The 18,269-nt window shown below is 64.8% G+C and carries 19 protein-coding genes; 15 read left to right on the forward strand and 4 right to left on the reverse strand.

The annotated features are described in order from the left end of the window. Positions 1-6: 6 nt before the first annotated feature. Entirely contained in the window at positions 7-633 is a 627-nt protein-coding gene (locus ACYVF5_RS07910; RefSeq protein WP_460945026.1) for a DUF4870 domain-containing protein, read from the reverse strand. 230 nt (positions 634-863) lie between these two features. Between ACYVF5_RS07910 and hrcA the strand changes: the two genes are divergently transcribed. From hrcA to leuA, 13 genes are all read left to right on the forward strand, one after another. Next, positions 864-1,892, forward strand: a complete 1,029-nt coding sequence (hrcA, locus tag ACYVF5_RS07915; RefSeq protein ID WP_460945028.1) for a heat-inducible transcriptional repressor HrcA — start codon at positions 864-866, stop codon at positions 1,890-1,892. Positions 1,893-1,974: 82 nt separating this feature from the next. After that, positions 1,975-3,075, forward strand: coding sequence for a molecular chaperone DnaJ (gene dnaJ / locus ACYVF5_RS07920; protein WP_460945030.1), 1,101 nt, complete (start codon positions 1,975-1,977; stop codon positions 3,073-3,075). 9 nt (positions 3,076-3,084) lie between these two features. Then, positions 3,085-3,816, forward strand: coding sequence for a 16S rRNA (uracil(1498)-N(3))-methyltransferase (locus ACYVF5_RS07925; RefSeq protein WP_460945032.1), 732 nt, complete (start codon positions 3,085-3,087; stop codon positions 3,814-3,816). Positions 3,817-3,855: 39 nt separating this feature from the next. Further along, the gene (locus ACYVF5_RS07930) at positions 3,856-4,209 is read left to right on the forward strand and encodes a histidine triad nucleotide-binding protein (RefSeq protein WP_460945034.1); all 354 of its coding nucleotides are present in this window, start codon (positions 3,856-3,858) and stop codon (positions 4,207-4,209) included. 52 nt (positions 4,210-4,261) lie between these two features. Then, positions 4,262-5,284 carry a PhoH family protein gene (locus tag ACYVF5_RS07935; RefSeq protein ID WP_460945325.1) on the forward strand — a complete coding sequence of 341 codons (1,023 nt, stop codon included), beginning with the start codon at positions 4,262-4,264 and terminating at the stop codon, positions 5,282-5,284. After that, on the forward strand, positions 5,281-5,748 hold the full coding sequence (gene ybeY, locus ACYVF5_RS07940) for an rRNA maturation RNase YbeY (protein ID WP_460945036.1): 468 nt from the start codon (positions 5,281-5,283) through the stop codon (positions 5,746-5,748). The genes ACYVF5_RS07935 and ybeY overlap by 4 nt, the downstream gene beginning before the upstream one ends. Beyond that, the gene (locus ACYVF5_RS07945; protein WP_460945038.1) at positions 5,745-7,031 is read left to right on the forward strand and encodes a hemolysin family protein; all 1,287 of its coding nucleotides are present in this window, start codon (positions 5,745-5,747) and stop codon (positions 7,029-7,031) included. Before ybeY ends, ACYVF5_RS07945 begins: the two co-directional genes overlap by 4 nt. Positions 7,032-7,033: 2 nt before the next feature. Next, the gene (era, locus tag ACYVF5_RS07950; RefSeq protein ID WP_460945040.1) at positions 7,034-7,927 is read left to right on the forward strand and encodes a GTPase Era; all 894 of its coding nucleotides are present in this window, start codon (positions 7,034-7,036) and stop codon (positions 7,925-7,927) included. 91 nt (positions 7,928-8,018) lie between these two features. Continuing rightward, the gene (locus ACYVF5_RS07955) at positions 8,019-9,221 is read left to right on the forward strand and encodes a sensor histidine kinase (protein WP_460945042.1); all 1,203 of its coding nucleotides are present in this window, start codon (positions 8,019-8,021) and stop codon (positions 9,219-9,221) included. Beyond that, the gene (locus ACYVF5_RS07960) at positions 9,218-9,904 is read left to right on the forward strand and encodes a response regulator (RefSeq protein ID WP_460945044.1); all 687 of its coding nucleotides are present in this window, start codon (positions 9,218-9,220) and stop codon (positions 9,902-9,904) included. The genes ACYVF5_RS07955 and ACYVF5_RS07960 overlap by 4 nt, the downstream gene beginning before the upstream one ends. 58 nt (positions 9,905-9,962) lie before the next feature. Further along, the gene (locus tag ACYVF5_RS07965; RefSeq protein ID WP_460945046.1) at positions 9,963-10,724 is read left to right on the forward strand and encodes an ABC transporter ATP-binding protein; all 762 of its coding nucleotides are present in this window, start codon (positions 9,963-9,965) and stop codon (positions 10,722-10,724) included. Positions 10,725-10,726: 2 nt separating this feature from the next. Next, the gene (locus tag ACYVF5_RS07970; protein WP_460945327.1) at positions 10,727-12,112 is read left to right on the forward strand and encodes an ABC transporter permease; all 1,386 of its coding nucleotides are present in this window, start codon (positions 10,727-10,729) and stop codon (positions 12,110-12,112) included. A 179-nt stretch (positions 12,113-12,291) separates the two neighbouring features. Further along, complete coding sequence (leuA, locus tag ACYVF5_RS07975) at positions 12,292-14,094, forward strand: 2-isopropylmalate synthase (protein WP_460945047.1); 1,803 nt, start codon at positions 12,292-12,294, stop codon at positions 14,092-14,094. A 208-nt stretch (positions 14,095-14,302) separates the two neighbouring features. Here the strand turns inward: leuA and ACYVF5_RS07980 are convergent, their stop codons facing one another. After that, positions 14,303-14,980 carry a trimeric intracellular cation channel family protein gene (locus ACYVF5_RS07980; RefSeq protein ID WP_460945049.1) on the reverse strand — a complete coding sequence of 226 codons (678 nt, stop codon included), beginning with the start codon at positions 14,978-14,980 and terminating at the stop codon, positions 14,303-14,305. Positions 14,981-15,061: 81 nt separating this feature from the next. Between ACYVF5_RS07980 and recO the strand changes: the two genes are divergently transcribed. Both recO and ACYVF5_RS07990 read left to right on the forward strand, forming a co-directional pair. Then, complete coding sequence (gene recO / locus ACYVF5_RS07985) at positions 15,062-15,787, forward strand: DNA repair protein RecO (RefSeq protein WP_460945051.1); 726 nt, start codon at positions 15,062-15,064, stop codon at positions 15,785-15,787. A 96-nt stretch (positions 15,788-15,883) separates the two neighbouring features. Then, a complete protein-coding gene (locus tag ACYVF5_RS07990) occupies positions 15,884-16,693 on the forward strand; it encodes an isoprenyl transferase (RefSeq protein ID WP_460945053.1) in 810 nt (269 codons plus the stop codon). A 276-nt stretch (positions 16,694-16,969) separates the two neighbouring features. On the opposite strand, the gene ACYVF5_RS07995 is transcribed toward ACYVF5_RS07990, so the two are convergent. Both ACYVF5_RS07995 and ACYVF5_RS08000 read right to left on the reverse strand, forming a co-directional pair. Continuing rightward, positions 16,970-17,644: a DsbA family oxidoreductase gene (locus tag ACYVF5_RS07995; protein WP_460945055.1), complete on the reverse strand. Its 675-nt coding sequence runs from the start codon at positions 17,642-17,644 to the stop codon at positions 16,970-16,972. Positions 17,645-17,739: 95 nt separating this feature from the next. Further along, complete coding sequence (locus ACYVF5_RS08000) at positions 17,740-18,243, reverse strand: aminoacyl-tRNA deacylase (RefSeq protein WP_460945057.1); 504 nt, start codon at positions 18,241-18,243, stop codon at positions 17,740-17,742. Positions 18,244-18,269: the final 26 nt, after the last annotated feature.

Consider the following 18,269-nt stretch of genomic DNA (forward strand, 5'->3'; position numbering starts at 1 on the left):
GGACTACTACTTGATCATGCGGATCGCGAAGAAGTAGCGATAGGGCTCCCCATTGTTGACCTTCACTCCGGCGATGATCGCAAAGATCACACCGAGAATCCACGGCACATAGACGAGGAAGAAGAAGAGCCCGGCGATCCCGAAGGTGATGACTGTCAGAATGGTCATCAGGATGCCGAGACCGATCGAGAAGATCGCGACGGTGATCTGAAAGTTCAGGGCTTCTTTCGCCTCTTGGTTGGTGAACGGCCCCCGGTCTTTGAACACGAGCCAGATGATCAGCGGCGGGACGAAGCCGAGAACCCCGCCGAGGTGCCCCCACATCGCCCACTGCTTGTCCTGCTCCGGCGTGAGCGGGTATCCGCCGGGCTGCTGCCCGGCATATTGCTGTCCCTGGTACGGAGGCTGCTGACCTTGGTACGGGGGTTGCTGCCCCTGGTAGGGAGGCTGCTGCCCCTGGTACGGGGGTTGCTGCCCCTGGTAGGGAGGCTGCTGCTGCCCCTGGTATGGGGGCTGCTGCGGCGGGGGCGGTGCCTGACCAGCCGCGGGCTGCGGCGGAGGGACATCGCCGGAGGGCTGCTGAGGCTGTCCGCGAGTCGGGTCCTGAGGGGGCTGCGCCTGAGGGTCGGTCATGGCCGGTCCTTTCAATCGGTTGCGCGTGCGATGTGACGCGACGTCTTCGGTGTCTTCGCGAGCGAATGTGTGCAGCTGCCGACGACGTAGACCAACGCTACTGCCTCGGATCGGCGTGAGGCAATGACCCAGAGCCGCGTGGCGCGGGGTAGAATTGGCACTCAGGGTTGTCGAGTGCCAGACATCCGCGGAACTGGCGGTCGACACACGGATGCACGGGAGGTCAGGTCATGAGTACCGTTTCAGACCGCGGTCTCGCTGTGTTGCGAGCCATTGTGCACGATTACGTCGCGAGTCGTGAGCCCGTCGGGTCTAAAGCCATCGTCGAGCGGCACGCCTTCGGAGTGTCGGCAGCGACCATTCGCAACGATATGGCGCTTCTCGAAGAAGAAGAACTCATCGCGGCACCGCACACGTCGTCCGGGCGCGTGCCCACAGACAAGGGCTACAGGCTTTTCGTCGATCAGCTCGCTGATCGACGGCCGCTGAGCAGCGCACAACGACAGGCGATCGAGACATTCCTGGGCGAATCCCTCGGTATCGACGACGTGCTCGCCAGAACCGTCCGGCTGCTCGCACAGATCACCGGTCAGGTCGCCCTCGTCCAATACCCGTCGTTCGCCAGGGCTCGCGTGCGCCACATCGAACTGGTCTCACTCACAGAGACGAGATTGCTGACGGTGCTCATCACAGACAACGGGCGGGTCGAGCAGCGAGTCGTCGAACTGTCGAAGCCCGTCGAGACGCAGTCCCTCGACGATCTCAAATCTCGTGTCAACTCTGTGCTCGTCGACACGAGTGTCGCTCAGGCGGCCGAAGCGCTCGACGGTGTTCGTGTCGAAGCCGACCATCCCGATGAGGAACTCGTGACGCACGTCGTCGATGCGATCGTCGACGAGCTGAGGGAGTATCGCCATGACCGCTTGGTGATGGCCGGCGCAGCGAACCTCGCTCGAACCGAGGACGACTTCCACGGCAGCCTCTTTCCCGTGCTCGAAGCGCTCGAGCAACAGGTGCTGCTGCTTCGCCTGTTCGCCGAGATGCAGGCGGACCAGCACGGTGTGTCGGCGAGCATCGGGCGCGAGAACGCCTCATTCGGGTTGGGGGACACCTCCGTTGTCGCGAGTAACTACAGCCTCTCATCTGGCGAGCTCGCCCGACTCGGCGTGCTCGGCCCGACCAGGATGGACTATTCGGGAAATATGACGGCGGTGCGGGCGGTTGCACGTTACCTGTCGAGGCAGTTCGGCGACGACTGACCACTGCATGCGTAGCTCGACGCGTTGAATCAGCGGCGGCCCTTCGAGCCAAGGGGCCGCCCACTCTGACGAAAGGCCCTTGGTGGCAGACCACTACGAAGTCCTCGGGGTATCACGTGATGCCTCCGCCGATGAGATCAAGAAGGCGTACCGTCGTCTTGCGCGCGAGCTGCATCCGGATGTCAATCCCGAGGCCGACGCCTCTGAGCGGTTCAAGGCCGTGACGCATGCGTATGACGTGCTGAGCGACCCCGAGCAGCGCCAGCGCTATGACATGGGCGGGGGCAACGGCGGTCTCGGCGGACAGGGATTCGGTGGCTTCGGAGACATCTTCGAGACGTTCTTCGGCGGGCAGTCGCAACAGCGAGGACCCCGTTCGAGGCGGGAACGCGGCGAAGACGCACTGCTTCGCGTCGAGGTCGACCTCGACGAGGTCATCTTCGGAACGCATCGGGACATCGACGTCGACACGGCTGTGCTGTGCGACACCTGCAAGGGGTCGTGCTGCCAGCCGGGAACCGCACCCGTGACCTGTGACATCTGCCATGGAACCGGGCAGATACAGCGTGTCGCCCGTTCGCTGCTCGGCAATGTGATGACCTCGTCTCCCTGCGGCACCTGCCGCGGGTACGGAACAGTCATCGCGACTCCGTGCGTCACGTGCCAGGGCCAGGGCAGAGTCCGTGCACGCCGCACGGTGTCCGTCGACATTCCAGCCGGTGTCGAGACGGGCCTTCGATTGCAGATGCCGGGCAGCGGAGAGGTCGGCCCCGCCGGTGGCCCGAACGGTGATCTCTACCTCGAGATCAAGGTGAGGCACCACGAGGTTTTCAGCCGGAACGGCGACGATCTTCTGTGCACTCTCGAGGTGCCGATGACCGATGCCATTCTCGGAACGACGACAACGCTTCACGCGCTCGACGGCGACGTCGAGATCGAACTCAAACCGGGCACGCAGAGTGCCGAGGTCATCACCGTGAGGGACCGCGGCGTCACGAAGCTGCGCGGCTCCGGGCGCGGCGACCTGCGGATCGGTGTCCAGGTGGTCACACCGACACGTCTGGATCACAAGGAACGTGAACTGATCAAGAAATTCGCGTCTGGGCGCAAGCAGAACGGCCCACAGCTCGGCACCTTCCAACAGGGACTGTTCTCGAAGCTGCGCGACCGTTTTCTGAGCTGAGCTCCCCGCATGAGCACACTCTTCCTCAAAGAAGACCTGCGGGACGTCCTGCCGGGTCACACCGTCGAGCTGTCTGGGCCTGAGGGCCGGCATGCGGTCTCTGCGAACCGTCTGCGTGTCGGTGAGCGGCTGCTGATCGGGAACGGAAGCGGGCTTCTGGCCGGAGGCACTGTCCACACCATCGCAGCAGGCGTTCTGACGATGCGCGTCGACGAGGTGCACCACCACGACGAGCCGATGCCGCGGATCGTTCTGGCACAGGCGCTCGCGAAGGGCGATCGCGACGAGCTCGCGGTGCAGAACTGCACAGAACTGGGTGTGTCCGGCATCATTCCGTGGAGCGCGTCGCGAAGCGTCTCGCGATGGCAGGGGCAGAAGGCGGAGAAAGGCGCGGATCGGTGGCGCGCGATCGCCAGGGAGGCCTCGAAGCAGTCGGTCCGGCCGTGGGTGCCAGAGGTTCGCTCCCTGCACACGGCACACGATCTGGCACAGCTCGCCGCCTCGACCACGATGATCGTGCTCGAGCCGACCGCCGACCGCCGGTTGAGCGCCCTGGCGCCACCCGCCGACAGAGACATCGTCATCGTCGTCGGACCGGAAGGGGGTCTGTCGCCAGACGAGATCCGGGCGTTCACCGAGGCCGGCGCGGTGTCTGCCAGACTCGGCGACGAAGTCCTGCGGACCTCATCGGCCGGGCCGGCGGGGCTTGCCGTTCTGAACGTCGCGCTCGGGCGATGGTGAAGAGGGGTCGACACGAGCTGAGTTCCGTAGGATGGGGGCATGCCTGAGACCGAGCCGAGCATCTTCAGCCGAATCATCGCCAGAGAGATCCCCGCGACGATCGTCGCCGAGACCGAGCGATTGATCGCCTTCAACGACATCGCGCCGAAAGCGCCAGTGCACATCCTCGTCGTGCCGAAGACCACACGGTTCCGCAATGTCTCGGAACTGGCGGCGGGCGACCCAGACCTGCTGGCGGAGCTCGTGGGCCTCGCAGACGAACTGGCGCGTGACCACGCGAACGGTGAGTACCGGCTCGTCTTCAACACCGGCGAAAGCGCCGGACAGACGATTTTCCATGTTCATGCCCACGTGCTCGCGGGCGGCCTCGAGGAGGGCACACTTGCCGACTGACGACTCCGGTTCACATCGGGCCGAGAAGCGACTGCACATCGACGGCGTCGCCATGGTGCGGCTGTTCGGCCCGCAGGATCGCCTGCTCAGCGAGATCGAGCGTCAGTACCCCGAAGTCGAATTGCACGCGCGCGGCAATGACCTGACCATCAGCGGGGACCGGGAACAGGTGGAGGCGACGGCAGCGCTCATCGACGAACTGATCGTGATGGTCAGAGAGGGACAGGATCTCGGTCCGGTCGATGTGCAGTCGTCGGCACGTATTCTGCAGAACGGCTCTGGCAGCCCCGCAGAGCTGCTCGGTCAGGCGATCCTGACGTCTCGCGGAAAAAGCATCAGGCCGAAGACTCTCGGCCAGAAGCGGTATGTCGACGCCATGGATGAGTTCACGATCGTGTTCGGCATCGGGCCGGCCGGAACGGGCAAGACCTACCTCGCCATGGCGAAGGCCGTTCAAGCCCTGCAACGCAAAGAGGTCAACCGCATCATCCTGACGCGACCTGCCGTCGAGGCAGGCGAGCGACTCGGATTTCTGCCCGGCACACTCACAGACAAGATCGATCCGTACCTTCGGCCTCTCTACGACGCCCTGAACGAGATGATGGACCCCGAGCTGGTTCCCAAGCTCCTGGCGGCGGGAACAGTCGAGGTCGCTCCGCTCGCATACATGCGCGGGCGCACCCTCAACGATTCGTTCATCGTGCTCGATGAGGCGCAGAACACCACTCCGGAGCAGATGAAGATGTTCCTGACGCGATTGGGCTTCGGCTCGAAAATGGTGGTCACCGGAGACGTGACGCAGATCGACCTGCCGACGGGAGCATCCGGACTGCGACTGGTCACCCGTGTGCTGAAAGACGTCGACGACATCCATTTCGCCCAGTTGACGAGCGATGACGTTGTGAGGCACAGCCTTGTCGGCCGCATCGTCGACGCATACAGCGAATACGACCAGGTGAAGCAGGCGCAGCGATACGAACGCGAGCAGGCGCACGAGTTCGCCAACCGCGCCGATCGCGCGGCCGAACACCGGCGCCCGACAGACCGTCGCTCGGGAAAAGGACACAGCTCGTGAGCATCGAAATCAACAACGAGTCAGCGGTCGCCGTCGACGAGAGTGCGCTGCTGCGTCTCGCCGACTTCGCCCTGGGAGCAATGCACGTCAGCCCAGAGGCCGATCTCAACATCGTTCTCGTCGACGAAGCCGCCATGGAACAGCTGCACGTGCAGTGGATGGACGAGCCGGGCCCGACAGACGTCCTCAGCTTTCCCATGGACGAGCTCCGCCCCGGCACAGAAGAACAGCTCGCGCCCCCGGGACTGCTCGGTGACATCGTGCTCTGCCCTCAGGTCGCAGAGGGGCAGGCCGGGACCGCAGGCCATTCCACACTCCAGGAGCTTCTGCTTCTCACCACACACGGCATCCTGCACCTGCTCGGATTCGACCACGCAGAACCAGCAGAAGAGCGTGAGATGTTCGGCATCCAGCGCGACATCCTGCTCGCCTTCTCCGTCGAGGAGCGGCGCACCAGGCAATGACGCTCTTCTGGTTCGTCTGCATCGCCTTTGTGCTCGTCGCATTCGCCGGACTGATGGCCGCGACAGACGCGGCACTCGGCGTGAAATCCAGATCCGACATCGCCGAGTTGGCCGAGTCCGGCCGATCCAAGGGCGCGCTCGGCGCGATCGCGCGCGACCCCGGCGCTCATCTCAACGTGATCAGTTTCATGCGTATTCTCGCCGAGACATCCGCAGCCGTGCTCGTCACGCTCGCGTTCGCCCTCTCGATCGACGACCCGTGGCTGGTACTGCTCTTCTCGGCGCTCATCATGACAGCGGTCTCCTTCGTGCTCGTCGGGGCAAGCCCGCGCAGTTACGGACGATCGCACGCAGACGCCATTCTTCGCCTCACCGCGCCGATCGTCAGGCTTCTGCGGGTGCTGCTGGGACCGATCGCGAACGCACTCGTCGCATTCGGCAACCGGGTGACCCCGGGGGTGGTCACGGGAACGTCGTTCTCATCGGAGGAGCAGCTGCTCAGCATGGTCGATGAGGCGACGGCGCTCGAGGTGCTCGAAGAAGACGATCGAGAGCTGATCCACTCCATTTTTGAGTTCAACGACACAGTGGTCAGGGAGCTCATGATTCCGCGCACCGACATGGTGACGGTGGATGCGGACGTGCCGGTCGACCAGGCGATGGGGCTGTTCCTGCGAACCGGGGTCTCGCGTATGCCCGTCACCGCTGGTGACGTCGACGAGGTCGCGGGGGTTCTCTACCTCAAAGACGTCGTCAGGCTTGTGCATGAACGCGATGCGAGCGGCATCCCGGTGCGGGAGCTGGCGAAGCCCGCTCTCTTCGTGCCCGAATCGAAGAAGGCCGATTCCATGCTGCAGCAGATGCAGACGGAGTCGAATCACCTGGCGATGGTCGTCGACGAGTACGGCGGAATCGCCGGCCTGGTCACGCTCGAGGATCTCATCGAAGAGCTCGTGGGCGAGATCTCGGACGAGTACGACGTAGACATGGCAGAGGTCGAAGAGCTCGGCGACGGACGCTACCGGGTGAGTGCACGTCTCTCTGTGGGCGAGCTCGGCGAGCTCTTCGACCTCGAGCTCGAAGACGAAGACGTCGACTCGGTCGGCGGACTGCTCACGAAAGCCCTCGGGCGCCTGCCCGTCGCCGGATCGACGGTCACCACGAGCGGCCTCGTGCTCCAGGCAGAACGCACGGAAGGCCGACGCAAACGCGTCAGCACGGTCATCGTGTCTCGCACAGAGGCGCTGAGCGACGTGCAGACCTCATACAGAGAAGAGAACTGACCATGGATGCACCTTTCCGAGCCGGATTCGTCTCATTCGTCGGCCGACCCAACGTGGGAAAGTCGACACTGACGAACGCTCTCGTCGGTGAGAAGGTCGCGATCACGAGCCCCAAGCCTCAGACGACCCGAAAGGCCATCAGGGGCATCGTCCACCGCGAGCACGGTCAGCTCGTCGTCGTCGACACACCCGGTATCCACCGCCCACGGACCCTGCTCGGCGAGCGGCTGAACGACCTTGTGCAGTCGACACTCGCCGACGTCGACGTCATCGGATTCTGCGTGCCGGCCAACGAGAAGCTCGGTCCAGGCGACCGCTTCATCAACGAACAGCTTGGCGGCTTTCCGCGGGCAAAGAAGATCGCGCTCGTGACGAAGGTCGACCAGGCATCGAGTTCGAGCGTTGCAGCGCAACTGCTCGCCGTTCAGAGCCTGCGCGAATGGGACTCGATCATTCCGATCTCGGCGGTCACCGGCGTGCAACTCGAGACAGTCGTCGACGAGGTCATCGCCCTGATGCCGGTCTCTGAGCGGCTCTATCCCGAAGACGCCGTCACAGACGAGTCGACGGTGGATCGCATTGCCGAGTTCATCAGAGAGGCGGCGCTCGAAGGGGTCAGAGACGAGCTGCCGCACTCGCTCGCCGTGACCATCGACGACATGATCGAACGAGACGACAAGGACCTCATCGAGATCTTCGCGAACCTGTTCGTCGAACGTGACAGCCAGAAGGCGATAGTCATCGGGCGGCAGGGCTCGCGGCTCAGGGATGTCGGTGCAACGGCGCGCGAGCAGATCGAGGCCCTTCTCGGAAAACAGGTCTTTCTGTCGCTTCGCGTCAAAGTCGCCAAGGAATGGCAGCGGGATCCGAAGCAGCTGGGGCGTCTGGGGTTCTGACCGTACATCTCACGGATGATCTTCGGATGCCGTCGGCTGATTCGCGGGCGAAAGGGACCGTTCGGGTTGTGCGGCGAACTAGCGTGATCCTATGATCCGTCAGCTCGCCCCCTACCAGCTCGCCGTGGACATCGTGATCGCCGCGATGTTCGGCCTGGTGCTGCTCCCCATCGTCCTCGGCGACGGCCTCGCCGGTGTCATTGTGCACCTCGGGATGACCGTTTCTCTCGCGCTGCGACGGCTCTCGCCCGGCCTCGCGCTCGCCATCGCCTGGGTGAGCGTCTTCGTGCAACTCGGCAGCGGTATGCAGGCGATCGTGCCCAACGTCGCCATCCTCGCCGTGCTGTACACAACCGGCTCGTACGGCGACCGGTTGTCCAAGTGGGCAGGCCTGGCCTCCGCCTGCATCGGGGGAGTGGTCGCCGCCGTCTACACGACACTTGTCCTCTACGCGGGCACGGCGGGGTCGTGGTCTGTGAACGAGGTGTCGCAGGTCGTCTTCACCTCGGCGGTCGGGTCGATTGCAGCGGTCTTCGTGTTCGGGCTGTCGTGGACCCTCGGGTTGCTCGCCCGCACCACCCGCGAAGCGCGGGTGGTCAGGGAACAGCAGTTCCAAGCACTCGAACAGCAGCGGCTCGCGCAGCAGGCTGTCGTCGTCGAGCAGGAGAGAAACCGGATCGCGCGCGACATGCACGACGTCGTGGCGCACTCGCTCGCCGTGGTGATCGCTCAAGCCGACGGCTCCAGGTACGCACACCGCGGCGATCCGGAAGCACTGGGCGAAACGCTCGGCACCGTCGCCGACACCGCCAGGGAGGCGCTCGCTGATGTGCGGCTGCTGCTTTCAGAGCTTCGCCATCGACAGGGCGACGGTCCGCAACCAGTGGTCGCAGACCTCGAGCGCCTGATCGAGCAGATGGGTGCCGCGGGACTCGACGTGAGAACTCACGAATACGGCACGAGGGCGCAGATGCCTGCCGGACACCAGATCGCGCTCTATAGGATCGTGCAAGAAGCCCTGACGAACGCACTCAGGCACGGCGACACCGGCCATCCGGTCTCGCTCGAACTCTGGTGGATCGAACAGGGTGTCAGCTTTCGCATCGAGAACGCAATGGTCTCGCCGTCGGTGACGCGTCCGGCGGCTGCCGGCATCGTGGGCGGGCACGGTCTTCCCGGCATGCGAGAACGTGCGGAACTCACCGGGGGCTGGCTCGCAATCGAAGTCCGAGACGGGCGCTTCCGGGTCTCGGGAGCCCTTGCGCCTGCGCACGTGGGAGGATCGGGATCATGAACGAACCCATCAGGGTCGCCCTCGTCGACGATCAGGGACTGTTCCGCGCCGGCATCCGGATGCTGATCGAGTCCCAGCCAGACCTCGAGTTCGTCGGCGAAGCGGGAGACGGTGCAGCGGGAACCGAACTCGTCCGCGCCCAGCATCCCGACGTTGTGCTGATGGACGTGCGGATGCCGGTGATGGACGGCATCCAGGCGACGTCAGAGATCATCGAGGGCGCGGCGCGGCGCGGCGTCGCTGCCCCTCGCATCATCGTTCTGACGACGTTCGACCTCGACGAGGGCGCGGCTCGCGCACTCCGGATCGGAGCCAGCGGATTTCTTCTCAAGGACACCCAGCCGGAGTTTCTGCTCGCCGCCGTCCGGACCGTCCACTCTGGCAGCGCCGTCATCGCGCCCGGAGCCACGAGAGCTCTCTTCGAGCACTTCTCGAGCGCGACACCCGCGCGTGAGGTCCCTGCGGAGTTCCACTTTCTGACCTCTCGGGAACTCGAGATCTTTATGCTGGCCGCGCGAGGGCTGAGCAACACAGAGATCGCGTCCCAGGAGTATCTGAGCGAAGCCACGGTCAAAACCCACATCTCGCGTGTGCTGTCGAAACTGGGCCTCAGGGACCGCGTGCAGCTCGTCGTCTACGCGTACGAGCACGGTCTTATGCGTCCCGATCATCCGCAGGGATGACTGTGGTTCACTCTGCCGCACGACGCGGCGGGGCATGGCCGTTCCATAGCCTGAAACCATGGAAATCACGACAACAGACATGGGGCTCGCCGCACGCGTCACCCATGTGACCAAGCGGTTCGGTGTCGGCCAGGGCGCCGTCGTCGCGCTCGACGACATCTCGATCGGGATCAGGCGTGCTGAGTTCACCGCGATCATGGGCCCGAGCGGCTCGGGCAAATCGACCCTGATGCACATCATGGCGGGTCTGGATCAGGCGTCGGCGGGCCGGGTCTGGCTGGGCGACACCGAGATCACCTCGCTCGACGACACGGCGCTCACGCGCCTGCGCCGTCGACGCGTCGGGTTCGTGTTCCAGTCGTTCAACCTGGTGCCGACCCTCGACGCTCGGGCGAACATCCGCCTGCCGTTCGATCTCGACGGGCGCACGCCGACCATGGCCGAGGCCGCATGGATCGACCAACTGGTCGATTCGCTCGGCCTGCGCGACCGTATGGGGCACAGACCGCACGAGCTGAGCGGCGGGCAACAGCAACGTGTGGCCATCGCCAGGGCCCTCGCCACCCGCCCTGACCTCGTCTTCGCAGACGAGCCGACGGGAAACCTCGATTCGCGCTCAGGGCGTGAAGTGCTCGCGCTCCTCGCGGACGCGTGCGCCCGGTTCGGCCAGTCGATAGCCATGGTGACACACGATCCGGTCGCCGCCAGCCATGCCGATCGCACGCTGATGCTCGCGGACGGACGCATTGTGCACGAGCTCGGCCGCAAGAGCCCGGCGGAGATCTCGAACTTTATGCTCACGATGGAGCAGACAGCGTGAGGATGCGGTTCAGGGACTACACCTCCACTCTGATCGTCACGGCGCTTTCGGCAGCTTTCGGCACAGTTCTTCTGCAGGGCACAGACGTGCTCACCGCCCTGATCGCCGCCGACGACATCTCTCAGAAGGAAGCAGTCGGAATCGCGCTGACACTCGTTTCAGTTGTGTTCTTCGCGATAGCCGTCTTCGTGGGCGCCATCGTCACGGCGAACACGGTCGGAACGGTGATCGCCGGCCGCACCCGTGAGATCGCACTGATGCGCCTGATCGGTGCGACCGCTCGCCGGCTGCGGGTGACCGTCGGAGCCGAAGGACTCGTCGTGGGTTTCATCGGTGCCCTCATCGGAGGGGTTGCGGGAGTCGCGCTCACCACTGCCGCTGTCGCGATCGGAGTCGCCTCGGGCGCCATTCCGGCTCTCCGGTATCAGCTGTTCACACCACAGCTCGCGCTGCCGCTCATCGCCGTAGCGGTCATCACCTGGCTGGCCACCTGGGTCGGCTCGCGTCGAATCCTTGATGTGACTCCCATCCAGGCGACAGGCGCTGCTCTCGAGCCGAGCCACGACGAGGCCACGAGCCGCCGTGTGCGCAACGGGTTCGCACTCGCGCTGGTGATCCTCGGCGGAATCCTCCTCACGGCGTCGATCGTGCTCGGACAGATCACCATGGGCGCGGTGCTCATCGGCATGGCAGGGGGGATTCTCTCGTTCAGCGGGATCGTGCTGGGTGCTCCCGTCATCATGCCGCCGATCCTCAACGTCGTCGGGCGGATGCTCGGGCGCGGCCCGGCGGCATCCATCGCAGCCGCCAACGCGGTGCGTCACCCGGCACGCAGCGCACGCACGACCATCGGACTCGTCATCGGCGTCACTCTTGTCACGATGTTCGCGGTCGCCGCACAGGGGTACTACGACATGATCCAGCGGAGCCGCGAGATGTATCCGGCCGACTACGGTGACGTCGACCCCATTCTCACGCTCACGATCGGTGTGTTCTCCGTGCTGTTCGGCTTCTCTGCGCTGATCGCCGCTGTCGGCATGGTCAACAACCTCTCGCTCAGCGTGATGCAACGCCGTCGGGAGCTCGGCCTGCTTCGCGCGCTCGGCTTCACGCGTGCGCAGGTGCGCCGCATGATCTTCGCCGAGAGCATCCAGATGACCGTCGCTGCCGTGGGCTTCGGCGTTGTGCTCGGCATCGTCTATGGCTGGGCCGGAGCTCAATCGCTTCTCGGCTCGATCCTCGGCGGCGAGTTCATGCTGCCGACTGTGCCGTGGCTCGTGATCGTCGGCGCCGTGGTGTGTGCAGCAGTGCTCTCGGCCGTCGCAGCCGTCGCGCCTTCGAGGCGGGCGACACGGGTCTCGCCCGTGCACGCCCTCGCCGTGGAGTGACACCGCCGCTGCCATCGGTGCGGGACCGGCCCGTTGGCAGCGGTGCGCCCACGGTGTTAGTCTTGTCTGGTGTTCTCAGGTGTGCTCCTTCTTAGCTGCCGCGACGAGGCTTAGTCCAAAGCCCCTCTCGTCGCGGAGTTCGTCGTCGGCTTGAGATCAGAGGCGAAAGAAGAAGACCAATGAAAAACACGCAAACGGCATCGTCGATGCCCGTCCACAAATACCGCCCTTTCCACGAGCTGTTCACCGTGGACCTGCCGGACCGCACCTGGCCGAGCAAGCGGATCAAGACCGCGCCGCGCTGGTGCGCCGTCGATCTGCGAGACGGAAACCAGGCGCTCATCGACCCGATGAGTCCCGAGCGCAAGCGGATCATGTTCGACCTGCTCGTGCGGATGGGTTACAAAGAGATCGAGGTCGGCTTTCCGAGCGCGAGCCAGACGGACTTCGACTTCGTGCGCAGCCTGATCGAGGAGGGGGCCATCCCTGACGACGTCACGATCCAGGTTCTGACGCAGGCACGCGATCACCTCATCGAACGCACCTATGAATCGATCAAGGGCGCGAAGCAGGCGATCGTGCACCTCTACAACTCCACGAGCATTCTGCAGCGCGACGTCGTCTTCCGCACGGACAAGCAGGGCATCGTCGACATCGCCCTGACCGGGGCACGGCTGTGCCGCGAGATGGAGAAGCTCGTTCCCGGGACCACCGTCTACTACGAGTACTCCCCAGAGAGCTACACGGGCACCGAGCTCGAGTTCGCCGTCGACATCTGCAATCAGGTTCTCGATGTCTTCGAGCCCACCCCCGAGCGCAAGGTCATCGTCAACCTGCCCGCCACCGTCGAGATGGCGACGCCCAACGTCTATGCGGACTCGATCGAGTGGATGAGCCGGAACCTCAACCATCGCGAGAACGTGATTCTGTCATTGCACCCGCACAACGACCGCGGAACCGCCGTGGCGGCGGCAGAGCTCGGTTATCTGGCCGGTGCGGACCGCATCGAGGGATGCCTCTTCGGCAACGGGGAGCGAACGGGGAACGTCGACCTGGTGGCGCTGGGCGTGAATCTGCTGACACAGGGGATCGACCCGCAGATCGACTTCAGTGACATCGATCAGATCAAGCGCACAGCCGAGTACTGCAACCAGCTGCCGGTTCCCGTGCGCAGCCCGTGGGCGGGCGATCTCGTGTTCACGGCGTTCAGCGGGTCCCATCAGGATGCCATCAAAAAAGGATTCGAACGTATGGCGGCAGATGCTGCCGCGGCGGGCACGTCCGTCGACGAACTCGTCTGGGCCGTTCCGTACCTGCCGATCGATCCCAAAGACCTCGGTCGCAGCTACGAAGCGGTGATCAGGGTCAACTCGCAGTCGGGCAAGGGAGGCGTCGCCTACCTGCTCAAGAACGACCACGCCATGGACCTGCCCAGAAAACTGCAGATCGAGTTCTCGGGTGTGGTGCAGGGTCACACCGACAGCGAGGGCGGCGAGTTCACGAGCGACGACATCTGGCGCATCTTCACAGACGAGTACCTGCCGAGTGCTGTCGAAGAACAGCGGTGGGGGCGTTTCGAGATCACGTCGACCCGCACGTCGAGCAACCTCGACGGCGCAGTCGAACTGGCCGTCGACCTGCGTGACGGGTTCTCGGTGATCGAGGCAGCGGCCACCGGAAACGGACCGATCGCGGCGTTCCTCAACATCATGCGCGATCGCGGCGTCGAGGTCACCCTCTACGACTACGTCGAGCACGCCATGAGCGCGAGCGGTGACGCACAGGCCGCTGCGTATGTCGAGCTCCAGGTCGAGGGCACACGGCTGTGGGGCGTGGGGATAGACGCCGACATCTCGACGGCATCCCTCAAGGCCGTCGTCTCAGCTGTCAACAGGGCCATTCGCAACGGTGACGCAGCGAGCGGCGCAGAGCCACATCCGCAGAGCCTGAGCCGGTCAGAGCCTGAGCCGGTTCGGGCTTGAGTCGCTTCGTCGTACCCCGCACACATCTTCGGAGAAACGATCGACATCGCTGTGCTCACCGGCGTGTCGCTCGCGCTGATGAGCGATCTCCGAAGTTGTGCACAGACCTCCACTCGGATGCGGTGGGCTCGGCGGACAGCTGCGCGGACGCGGACTTGTGACGGTCGCGCTTCCGCTCCCTCGCCGTGCTCCGGGCCACTGAACGAGGTCAGTCGCGCGGCCTTCTGCCGCGCGGCCGGCGCCAGTTCGGCCAGGTGCTGATGGCGCGTTGTTCGGGAAGACTCCAGCCGAATCTCACCGACAGCAGGCGGGTGATCGTGGTGAAGACGACGCACGTAATGGCGGCGAGGGCGATGGGAACACCCAGGAACGACATGGTCACGAGTGCACCGGCTCCGATTGCGGCCGCCGCCGCGTAGAGCGAGCCCACGTGCATCAGTGCGACGGGCAGGTTCAGCATCACATCGCGGAGCACAGACCCGCCGACGGCAGCGACGACGCCGACGAAGATGGCGGGGATGAACGGGATTCCCGCGGCGAGCGCCTTGCTCGCGCCGATGGCGCCGAACAGCCCGATGGTGAGGGCGTCGAGCCCGATGATAAGGGGGTTCAGCCGAACGAAGGTGTGGAGCAGGAGCATTCCGAGCAGGGCAGAGGCGGTGGCGACGACGAGGTACCAGTTGTTCTGCAGCATCGCGGGAACCTGGTTGAGCATCAGGTCGCGGATGAGGCCGCCCCCGAGCCCCACGACCACGCCGATGATGGCGATTCCGAGCCAGTCGAGCCGGCTTTCTCTGAGGCGGGCGGCGAACATGGCGCCCTGGACCGCCCCGACGCCGACGGCAACGAGGTCGGTCCACAGTGGAATGACGAATGCTGGGCTCACGGCTCCATCTAACCTCACTGTTGCCGTGGTGGGTCGCCGCGCCTCGCGGCTGTCGCCCAGCGATGTGCGAGATACTGGGGTGTGCCTGTCTATCGTGATGAAGCAGTTGTGCTGCGCACCCACAAGCTGGGTGAAGCCGATCGCATCGTCACGATGCTGTCACGCCGGCACGGCAAGATTCGCGCGGTCGCCAAAGGAGTGCGGCGCACGGCATCCAAGTTCGGATCGCGTCTTGAGCCGTTTATGGTCGCCGACGTGCAGCTGTGGGAGGGCCGAACGCTCGACGTCATCACCCAGGCAGAATCGCTCGGATCGTACGGGGCGCTGATCGTCAGCGACTACGACGCCTACACGGCGGCGACGGTGATGGTCGAAACGGCGGATCGGGTCACAGAGGCCGAGGGCTCGCTGCAGCAGTATCTGCTGCTCGTCGGAGCGCTTCGCGCCCTGTCTCGCCGTGACCATCCGGCAGGCCTCATCCTCGATTCCTATCTGTTGCGTTCACTCTCGCTTGCGGGGTGGGCGCCGAGCTTCTTCGACTGTGCCAGGTGCCAGGCCGAGGGGCCTCACACACACGCGGTCGTGCAGTTGGGCGGTGTCGTCTGCGACGACTGTGCGCCCCAGGGAAGCCCTCGGCTCGACCCGCAGACGATCGGCCTGCTCTCTGCGCTGCTCACGGGTGACTGGCCATACGTCGACGAGAGTGACGGCGGCACGAGGTCACGCGCGAGCGGGGTCGTGGCAGCCTACGCCCAGTGGCATCTGGAACGAGGGCTGCGTTCCCTGGCCTATGTGTCTCGCGAATGAGCGTGAACGTCGCCGTGACCCGCGCCGCAACCACGGCACCCGCGAAAGAAGAGTGACTGCACAGATGAATGCGATTGCACAGACGAATGAGCGCGTGTGACCCCTAAACCGTACACACACAAAGACGCCGTCGAATTCCGTCCCCTCGACTGGACGGGCGTGTACCCGCCCGATATCGACAGGCGTGCGGTGCCAGAGCATGTCGCCCTCGTTATGGACGGAAACGGCAGATGGGCCAATGCCAGGGGACTGCCGCGCGTAGAAGGACATCGTGCAGGCGAAGCGGCGCTTCTCGACGTGGTCGCCGGGGCCATACAAATGGGCGTCAAACACCTGTCGGTCTATGCGTTCTCCACCGAGAACTGGGTGCGGTCGCCCGATGAGGTGCGTTTTCTGATGGGCTTCAACCGCGACGTGCTGCACCGCAGGCGCGATCAGCTCAACGAGTGGGGCGTGCGAGTGCGATGGGCTGGACGCAAGCCGCGCCTCTGGGCATCCGTCATCAGGGAACTGCAGTTCGCCGAGCAGCTCACGGCCCGCAACGACGTGCTCACGCTCACCATGTGTGTCAACTACGGGGGCCGCACCGAGATCACGGATGCCGTCAGGGCCCTGGCCGAAGACGTCAAGGCGGGCAGGCTGAAGCCGTCAGGCATCACCGAGAAGACGATCGCACGTCACCTGTACACACCCGAGCTTCCCGACGTGGACCTGTTCGTGCGGAGCTCGGGGGAGCAGCGCACAAGCAACTTTCTGCTCTGGCAGAGCGCCTACGCCGAAATGGTGTTCCTCGACACCCTCTGGCCGGACTTCACACGAGAGGACCTGTGGCGCGCCATCCAGATCTATGCGGACCGTGACCGTCGGTTCGGCGGAGCTGTGGACGCGCCCGGCTCCACCCGCTGAGGCGACCCGTGGCTCCGGTGGTCGAGCAGGACCGACGGAGCGCCAGCGACGCCGGACCGTGTCGAAACCTCTCGCCTCGACGAGCTCGACCACCGAGGGGGTCTCGACGAGCTCGACCACCGACCGCGTGGACTCAGCCCTTCGCCGCGGGAATCTCGCACACGCCGTCGACGCACACAGCGGCATCCGTGCTGCCCAGCGGCGTGAGCGGGCTCAGCAGCGGCATTGCCGGTGTATCTGCTGTCGAGACCGACGGGCCGGTGGCCTGATCACTCATCATGCGGGTGCCTGCGCCGATGTCTGCGACACCTGCTTCTTACCGGCGACCTGCGCGAGAACCTGAGCGAAGGCCTCGGTCTCCTGTGCCCCAGACACCCCGTACTTCTCGTCGAAGACGAAGAACGGCACACCCTGGATGCCGTATGCTGCAGCCTGCGCGACATCCGCTCTGACATCGGCAAGGTATTCGCCGTCGGTCAGCGCTCGCACGACATCGTCTCGGTCGAAGCCCAGACCCGCGGCCAGATCGGCGAGGTCATCGATGCGTCCGACGTGGCCGCCGTCGATGAAGTACGCCTTGAGCAGCGCTTCTTTCATCTCGAGCTGGCGTCCGCGGGATTTCGCATAGTGCAGGAGCTCGTGTGCTTTCACCGTGTTGGTCTGATGCATGTGCTCGTAGTCGTATTCGAGTCCGACGGACGCGGCGATGCCGACGACGCGACCGATCATCTGGTCGACCTGCAGCAGCGAGAGACCCTTGCGCTCTGCGAGATACTCCCTCGGGGTGCCCTCGTAGTCCACGGGGGTGTCGGGTGCAAGCTCATACGAGTGGTAGACCACCTCGATGTCTCCATCGAACCGGGCGGCCGCGGCCTCGAACCTGCGTTTGCCGATGTAGCACCACGGGCACTGCACGTCTGACCAGATGTCTACTTTGATGGGCTCGCTCACGACTGGTTCAACACACCATCGCGCCGGCTATTCCCGAAGCGACATCCACCCACGGGAACACGTCTCAACCTGCCACGGCCAGACCGGCTGCCGGTTCACTCGGGTTCGCTGATGTCCGTCACGACGGCACCGAGCGCAGCCAGAAGCGCGTCGGCATCCACGGCAGCGCTGAAGCCGTGGCGTCCTGCCCCCATCCAGACTCTTCGTCCGGCCATCGTCGCATCCACATAGACCGGCCACGCGGTTGTGCTCCCGAGCGGGGTGATCGTGCCCCGTTCATAACCCGTCGCCTCGAAGGCGAGCTGTGCATCGGGCAACGACAGCTTGTTGACGCCGACTGCCTCTCGCAGCCTCGGCCACGAGATCTTGCGTCCGCCCGGAACGAGGGCGAACAGGAACGTGCCGTTCTTGTGCTTCACCACGAGGGTTTTCACGATGTCGGCCGGTTCGACGCCGAGCAGAGCGGCTGCGCCCTCGAGGTCGGCAGCGGCCGGGCGAGCCACGATCTCGACCGAGAGGCCGAGAGCTTCAGCGGATTGCCGCACACGGAGATCGCCAGCCGGTGGTGCGCCTGCGGACGAAACTGTCGGTCCGGTCATATGTTCAGCCCCAATCTGGGAGAATT

The sequence above is a fragment of the Okibacterium endophyticum genome (assembly GCF_054780075.1).

Bases quoted from the DNA above. Each gene is read 5' to 3' on its own strand.
- hrcA (WP_460945028.1), top strand. From the start codon at position 864: ATGAGTACCGTTTCAGACCGCGGTCTCGCTGTGTTGCGAGCCATTGTG.
- ACYVF5_RS07970 (WP_460945327.1), top strand. From the start codon at position 10,727: ATGCGGTTCAGGGACTACACCTCCACTCTGATCGTCACGGCGCTTTCG.
- ACYVF5_RS07955 (WP_460945042.1), top strand. From the start codon at position 8,019: ATGATCCGTCAGCTCGCCCCCTACCAGCTCGCCGTGGACATCGTGATC.
- ACYVF5_RS07965 (WP_460945046.1), top strand. From the start codon at position 9,963: ATGGAAATCACGACAACAGACATGGGGCTCGCCGCACGCGTCACCCAT.
- ACYVF5_RS07930 (WP_460945034.1), top strand. From the start codon at position 3,856: ATGCCTGAGACCGAGCCGAGCATCTTCAGCCGAATCATCGCCAGAGAG.
- leuA (WP_460945047.1), top strand. From the start codon at position 12,292: ATGAAAAACACGCAAACGGCATCGTCGATGCCCGTCCACAAATACCGC.
- ACYVF5_RS07910 (WP_460945026.1), bottom strand. From the start codon at position 633: ATGACCGACCCTCAGGCGCAGCCCCCTCAGGACCCGACTCGCGGACAG.
- ACYVF5_RS07925 (WP_460945032.1), top strand. From the start codon at position 3,085: ATGAGCACACTCTTCCTCAAAGAAGACCTGCGGGACGTCCTGCCGGGT.
- era (WP_460945040.1), top strand. From the start codon at position 7,034: ATGGATGCACCTTTCCGAGCCGGATTCGTCTCATTCGTCGGCCGACCC.
- ACYVF5_RS07945 (WP_460945038.1), top strand. From the start codon at position 5,745: ATGACGCTCTTCTGGTTCGTCTGCATCGCCTTTGTGCTCGTCGCATTC.
- ACYVF5_RS08000 (WP_460945057.1), bottom strand. From the start codon at position 18,243: ATGACCGGACCGACAGTTTCGTCCGCAGGCGCACCACCGGCTGGCGAT.
- ACYVF5_RS07960 (WP_460945044.1), top strand. From the start codon at position 9,218: ATGAACGAACCCATCAGGGTCGCCCTCGTCGACGATCAGGGACTGTTC.
- ACYVF5_RS07935 (WP_460945325.1), top strand. From the start codon at position 4,262: ATGGTGCGGCTGTTCGGCCCGCAGGATCGCCTGCTCAGCGAGATCGAG.